The organism is Pseudoteredinibacter isoporae (genome assembly GCF_011602085.1).
Lineage (GTDB): Bacteria > Pseudomonadota > Gammaproteobacteria > Pseudomonadales > Cellvibrionaceae > Pseudoteredinibacter > Pseudoteredinibacter isoporae.
The window spans coordinates 1-7,827 of sequence record NZ_JAAONY010000007.1; the positions used below are offsets into that span (position 1 = coordinate 1).

The following is a 7,827-nucleotide window of genomic DNA, read 5'->3' on the forward strand; positions in this document are numbered from 1 at the left end:
CCGGCGCAGTGTCGGTGATTAAAATATCTAACGTACCATTCGCGGTTGTTCCATCGCTATCCGTAACAACCACTGCAATGTTATCGACCACTTCACCGCTGGTATGGTCTTTGGCGGTACCAGCAGGATCGTAATTATAGGTGACTACGCCCGTTGCCGAGTTGTAATCGGTAATCGTCAACAAACCTTGTGATGTGTTGACGGCAATGTTTGTGGTTGAAGCATTGTTAAGTGCAGCAGCAGTAATGTTTTGCCCTGCAACACTGATGGAACCCAAACCGTCCGGTGCTGTGATCGTAAACGTGTTGCCCGTTAAAGTCGCATCTTCTTGAACACTTTCGTCGCCAGTGGCGCCCGCATTGTTATCAGTAATCGTAACGGTGGGTGCACCATCGGTTGTTCCCGTAACCGTAATAGTCACAGTCGTTGTTGAGAAACTGCCGTCGTTATCTTTGAGGGTATAACTGAAGGTATCCGTCGCCGTTGCGCCTTCAGCCAAGGCTGCAGCGCCTGCACCAGGGGTGTAGGTGTAAGAACCGTCCGCTTGGATGGTGAGTGAACCTAAGGTACCGGCAATCGCTGTGTTCACACCACCAGAGATATCGCCAGTCTGCATGCCCGCAACAACGCCCGTAATTTCAGCGGCGTCGGCGCCATCCACATCGGCACCGCCAACATCCGTTCTCACATTACCCGTTGCGTTGTTGTCCGCATCGGTGGAATCGGTATCCGCGTTAGCAACCGGTGCGGTATCGGTGATTAAAATATCAAGACTGTCACTGGCTGTCGTGCCGTCACTGTCGGTGACAACAATAGCAAAGTTGTGAACAACTTCGGCACCGCTGTGATCTTGCGAGGTACCCGCTGGATCGTAGTTATACGTCACCACGCCCGTTGCCGAGTTGTAATCGGTAATCGTCAACAAACCTTGTGCCGTATTAACAGCGATGTTCGTGGTTGAAGCGTTATTTAATGCCACAGCCGTAATCGTTTGACCGGCAATGCTCAATGAACCTAAACCATCAGGTGTGTTAATGGTGAAAGTATTACCCGTTAAGGTCGCATCCTCTTGAACACTTTCATCACCGGTTGCACCGGCGTTGTTGTCAGTGATCGTAACCGTCGGTAAACCATCGGTTGTTCCCGTAACCGTAATAGTCACAGTCGTTGTTGAGAAACTGCCGTCGTCATCTTTGAGGGTGTAGCTAAAGGTATCCGTCGCCGTTGCACCTTCAGCCAATGCTGCAGCGCCTGCGCCTGGGGTGTAGGTGTAAGAACCGTCCGCTTGGATGGTGAGTGAACCTAAGGTGCCTGCAATCGCTGTGTTTACACCGCCGGAGATATCGCCGGTTTGTGTGCCCGCTACTACGCCCGTAATTTCAGCGGCGTCGGCGCCATCGACATCAGCACCACCGGCGTCGGTACGAACATTACCCGTTGTGTTCGTATCCGCATCGGTGGAATCGGTATCGGCGTTAGCAACCGGCGCAGTGTCGGTGATTAAAATATCTAACGTACCATTCGCGGTTGTTCCATCGCTATCCGTAACAACCACTGCGATGTTATCGACCACTTCACCACTGGTGTGGTCTTTAGCGGTACCAGCAGGATCGTAATTGTAGGTGACTACGCCCGTTGCCGAGTTGTAGTCGGTAATCGTCAACAAACCTTGTGATGTGTTGACGGCAATATTTGTGGTTGAAGCGTTATTTAATGCCGCAGCCGTAATCGTTTGACCAGCAACACTGATCGAACCTAAACCGTCCGGCGCACTGATCGTAAAGGTATTACCCGTTAAGGCCGCGTCTTCTTGGACACTTTCATCGCCAGTGGCACCGGCATTGTTGTCAGTGATCGTAACCGTTGGCGCACCGTCCGTAGTACCCGTGACGGTAATGGTCACGGTCGTTGTGGAGAAACTGCCGTCGTTATCTTTTAAGGTGTAGCTAAAGGTATCGGTCGCGGTGGCACCTTCGGCCAGCGCTGCCGCGCCCGCACCTGGGGTGTAGGTGTAAGAACCATCGGCTTGAATCGTGAGCGAACCTAAAGTACCTGCAATCGCTGTGTTAACACCGCCGGAGATATCACCGGTTTGTGTGCCTGCCGCAACACCACTAATTTCAGCGGCGTCGGCACCATCCACATCGGCACCGCCAACATCCGTTCTCACATTACCCGTTGCGTTGGTGTCGGCGTTGGTGGCATCGGTATCCGCATTGGCGACCGGTGCGGTGTCGGTGATTAAAATATCAAGACTGTCACTGGCCGTTGTGCCATCACTGTCTGTCACCACAATGGCAAAGTTGTGAACGACTTCGGCGCCGTTGTGGTCTTGAGAGGTACCCGCTGGATCGTAGTTGTAGGTGACTACGCCCGTTGCCGAGTTGTAATCCGTAATCGTGAGGACGCCATCTGTAGTGCTCACTGTGATGTTGGTTGTTGAAGCGTTGTTGAGTGCAGCAGCCGTAATTGATTGACCGGCAATGCTCAATGAGCCTAAACCATCGGGTGTGTTAATGGTGAAGGCATTGCCCGTTAAGGTTGCATCTTCTTGAACACTTTCGTCACCCGTTGCGCCAGCATTGTTGTCGGTAATGGTGACGGTGGGTGCACCATCAGTCGTTCCCGTAACCGTAATAGTCACAGTCGTTGTTGAGAAACTACCGTCGTCATCTTTAAGCGTATAACTGAACGTATCGGTCGCCGTTGCGCCTTCGGCCAGTGCCGCCGCGCCCGCACCTGGGGTATACGTGTAAGAACCATCGGCTTGAATGGTGAGTGAACCTAAGGTACCGGCAATCGCTGTGTTCACACCACCAACGATATCGCCGGTTTGTGTGCCGGCCACCACGCCCGTAATTTCAGCGGCGTCCGCACCATCCACATCGGCACCGCCCACATCGGTTCTCACATTCCCGCTTGTGTTGCTGTCCGCATCGGTGGAATCCGTATCGGCATTGGCAACCGGCGCGGTATCGGTGATTAAAATATCTAACGTACCGTTCGCGGTTGTTCCATCGCTATCCGTAACAACCACTGCAATGTTATCGACCACTTCACCGCTGGTGTGATCTTTTGCCGTACCCGCTGGATCGTAGTTGTAGGTGACTACACCCGTTGTCGAGTTGTAGTCGGTAATCGTCAACAGGCCTTGTGACGTGTTGACGGCAATGTTTGTGGTTGAAGCATTGTTAAGTGCAGCAGCAGTAATGTTTTGCCCTGCAACACTGATGGAACCCAAACCATCCGACGCACTGATCGTAAACGTGTTGCCCGTTAAGGTCGCATCTTCTTGAACACTTTCGTCGCCAGTGGCACCGGCATTGTTGTCGGTAATCGTAACCGTTGGTGCACCATCAGTCGTGCCAGTTACCGTGATGGTGACAGTCGTAGTCGAGAAACTGCCATCATCATCTTTAAGCGTATAACTGAAGGTATCGGTCGCGGTGGCACCTTCGGCCAATGCTGCGGCACCTGCACCTGGAGTGTAGGTATAAGAACCATCAGCTTGAATCGTGAGCGAACCTAAAGTGCCTGCAATCGCTGTGTTCACACCACCGGAGATATCGCCGGTTTGTGTGCCGGCCACCACGCCAGTAATCTCAGCGGCGTCGGCGCCATCCACATCGGCACCGCCGGCGTCGGTTCTCACATTACCCGTTGTGTTCGTATCCGCATCGGTGGAATCGGTATCGGCGTTAGCAACCGGCGCGGTGTCGGTGATTAAAATATCTAACGTACCATTCGCGGTTGTTCCATCACTATCCGTAACAACCACTGCAATGTTATCGACCACTTCACCGCTGGTGTGATCTTTTGCCGTACCGGCTGGATCATAATTGTAGGTAACTACACCTGTTGCCGAGTTGTAGTCGGTAATCGTCAACACACCTTGTGACGTGTTGACGGCAATGTTTGTGGTTGAAGCATTGTTAAGTGCAGCAGCAGTAATGTTTTGCCCTGCAACACTGATGGAACCCAAACCATCCGGCGCACTGACCGTAAACGTGTTGCCCGTTAAGGTCGCATCTTCTTGAACACTTTCATCACCCGTTGCACCGGCATTGTTGTCGGTAATCGTAACCGTTGGCGCACCGTCCGTAGTACCCGTGACGGTAATGGTCACGGTGGTCGTTGAGAAACTGCCGTCGTTATCTTTTAAGGTGTAGCTGAAGGTATCGGTCGCGGTGGCACCTTCGGCCAATGCTGCCGCACCTGCACCTGGCGTGTAGGTGTAAGAACCGTCCGCTTGAATCGTGAGCGAACCTAAAGTGCCTGCAATGGCCGTGTTCACACCGCCAGAGATATCGCCGGTTTGTGTGCCAGCCGCAACACCGCTAATTTCAGCCGCGTCGGCGCCATCCACATCGGCTCCGCCCACATCGGTTCTCACATTCCCGCTTGTGTTGGTATCGGCGTTGGTGGCATCCGTATCGGCGTTGGCAACGGGCGCGGTATCGGTAATCAAAATATCCAACACACCCGAAGCCGTGCTGCCGGCGGAATCTTCAACGGTCACTGCAAAGGCGTCGGTGATTTCTCCACCGCTGTGATCTTTAGCCGTGCCTGTGGGATCGTAGTTGTAAGTCACCACACCGCTGGACGGATCGTAGTTGGTGATGATCAAGGTGCCTTCGCTACCCACAACGGTGATGTTGGTGGTCGACGCGTTCGCCAGAGCCGCGGCGGTAATGGCCTGACCGGCAATGGTAAACGTCACTAAACCATCGGGGGCGCTGATGGTAAACGTATTGCCGGTAACGGTGGCATCTTCCTGAACGCTTTCGTCACCGGTAGCGCCGCCGTTGTTGTCAGGGATGGTAACGCTGGGGTCGCCATCGTCTACCGGGTTGACGGTAATTTGCAGCTGCGAGTTAACGGTGGCGGCCCCATCGGTGACTTGATAGTCCACGGTGGGACCGGCGCCGTTGTAGTTTGGCGCGGGGCTGAAAGTGTAACTGCCGTCGCTGTTTAAAGTGAAGTCACCAATGGCCACACCCGCTTGGGTAACCGGCACGGTTGTGCCGGGGCTGTAGTTGGTGCCCCCAATGCTAAATCCGGTCACCGAGGCCGGGCTTGGGCCATCGGGGTTGTTGGTGTTATCGAGCACATTGCCGTTGGTGGGCGTGTCTTCGTTGGTGCTGATGCTTTCATCGCCATCCGTCAAATCGTTTACCGCACCCACACTCAGATTCAGGGTGGAGTTTACGGACGAAGCGCCATCACTGACGGTGTAGTTAATGGCTGGCACCGGGCCGGCGTAATTGTTGGCCGGGTTAAAGGTAAAACTGCCGTCACTGTTGAGGGTAAGCTGCCCCACCGTTACGCCGCCGTCGACGATGGTGGCGGTGTCACCGGCCACATAATTGCTGCCACCGACGGTAAAGGTGGTGACTTCCGCAGGCCCTGGGCCATCGGGGTTGGTGCTGTTGTTCAGGACATTATCCGACAGCGGTGTGTCTTCCGGGGTCGAGAAAGTCTCGTCGTCATCACTCAGGTCGTTGACTGCCCCCACAGAGATGGAGAGCGTGGAAGATACGGTATCCACACCGTCAGTCACGGTGTAAGTGGTCACAGGAACCGGACCGTTGTAGTTCAGTTCAGGGGTAAAGGTGTACGTGCCATCGGTATCGATCAATAAGGTACCCACACCGGCAATCGTGGCGGTTTGGCCTGGAGTGTAGGTGCTGCCGTCGACGGTAAAGGTCACCAGAGATTCGGACGGCCCGTCCGGGTTGACGACATTGGCCAGGACATTCCCGGTGCCCACCGTGTCTTCCGGTACGGTCACCACTTCATTGCCATCGCTTAAAATGTTCGGAGCAATAACGGTGATGTTTAAGGTGGACGTGACTTCGTTAATGCCGTCGCTGACGGTGTATTGAACCGGCGGCACGGTGCCTGAGAAACCGGAGCTGGCGCCGAAGTTGTAGCTGCCATCGGCGGTGATGGTGAAGGTGCCCAAACCGGCGGCCGTGACCGACTCACCCGCTTGGTATTCGGTGCCGTTAAAAATAAAGCTCGTGACCACTGCCGCTTCCGGACCGTCCGGGTTATCGGTATTGGCCAGCACATTGCCCGAGGCGGTTTCGCCAGACAGGAGCGTGGCGGTTTCATCGTCGTCGGCCAGAATGTTGGCCGCATCGACATTGATGGTCAGGATCGCCACATCGGTGGAACCGTCGGCGTCCTGCATGGTGTAGGTAAAGGTGTCTTCCCCGAAGGCGCCGGGGTTGGCGGTGTATTGGTAACTGCCGTCGGCGTTTAAGACCAAGGTGCCTTTATCGGAAGTGATGGTTTGACCAACGCCGGTGTTGCTTTCATCGCTGCTGTTGCCACTGACCACACCCACCACGACAGCCGAACCGGCACCGTCGGCGCCCAGTTGATCGGCCACGCCGTCACTGGTGTTGGCATCGCCACCGGCCACATCCTGGCCGGTGATCACATTGCCGGTGGCTTGTAAGCTGGTGTCGATGGCATCGTTCTGATCCTGGGCAATCGGACCATCGTCCAGAATCGCAATGCTTAAGGTCGAGCTGATATCGTCGGCGGCATTGCCGTCGTTATCGCTGATGACAACGGTAAAATCGTCCTGCACAGCGCCCTGGCTGTGATCGGCGGCTTGATCGAGTTCATAGCGGTAGTTGATGCCGCTGGCATCTACTGAAGTGATGATCAATCGTCCGAACTGGCCTTGCACTTCGGACACTTGAAGCTCGCCATTGACGATAACGTTGACGCCACCAATTTGTACCGTGGCGGCACCATCGCCCGCAAAATACCGGATCTGGCCTTCGGTGGTGTTTGAGCCATTGCCCGCCTGGGTACCCTCGGGCAAACCCGCTTCGCTGACGGTGTTCTGATCCGTACCGGAACCGTCCGGGCCCGGTGGGGTAATCTCTAAACTTGGGATCGCATCGATGTTGATGGTTAAAGTCGCGGTGGACAGATCACCGTCCACATCACTGACGGTGTAACTGAACACGTCCTGGCCCGTGGCTTCTCTAAACGGGGTGTACTGATAGGAACCGTCGGCGTTTAAAATCAAGGTGCCTTTATCGGAGCTAAAGGCCTGGCCCACATTGCTGCCGTCACTGACCACAGCTTCGGAACCCAGAGCCACGCCCACCACAATGGACGTGCCAAAACCGTTCAAGCCGCTGTCATCGGCATTGCCGTCCTGGGTGTTGCTGTCGCCATTGGTGACATCAATCCCGGTGACCACATTACCCGTGGCCACACCAAGACTGGTGACCGAATCTTCGTCGTCAGTGGCTTCGGGCTCGGAATCGAAGGCGTCGGATTGATCGTTGGGGCCATTGAAGGCGATATCGGGGGCGGTGGTTTCAAAACCCGCCAAGGGAATCGTTTCGGCGCCGGTCAGCACAAAGCGCACACCCGCGCCCGCAGCACTGCCCGCCCCGGAGGACGTCGGAGCCGAACCCGCCGCCGTCGCCGGCAGCAGCTCTTCCAGATTCAGGCCCTCTTCCAAAGCCTGCTCCAGGCGGTCGAAATCCACCCCTTCGTCCACGGCGTCTTCGACCTTGTTCTTGTTGATCAGATCCAGCAAACGCTGGTCGATATCGATCTGTTGTTCATGACCCAGCACCAGCACCCCGCCGGCAAACTTCACCAACACCGCGGAATCGGGACCGGTCTGCAGCACCTCGCCCTTTGTGACGCTCTCGCCCACCGAGATGACATTGCCATTTTGATCTACAATTTTGCCCTTCGTAGCAAAAACAACCCCTTTATGGTCGCTTACTGGCAAATTTTGAACATCTTTAGATGCAATATTAGTCACTGCAATTCCCTCTAAAACAG

The 7,827-nt window shown here is 55.1% G+C and carries 1 protein-coding gene; it reads right to left on the bottom strand.

Annotated elements, in window-relative coordinates; all coding sequences use genetic code 11:
- Positions 1-7,807, bottom strand: a 7,807-nt coding sequence (locus G8768_RS20805) for an Ig-like domain-containing protein (protein WP_167202815.1), incomplete at its 3' end; no start/stop codon positions are given.
- Between the last annotated feature and the right edge of the window lie 20 nt (positions 7,808-7,827).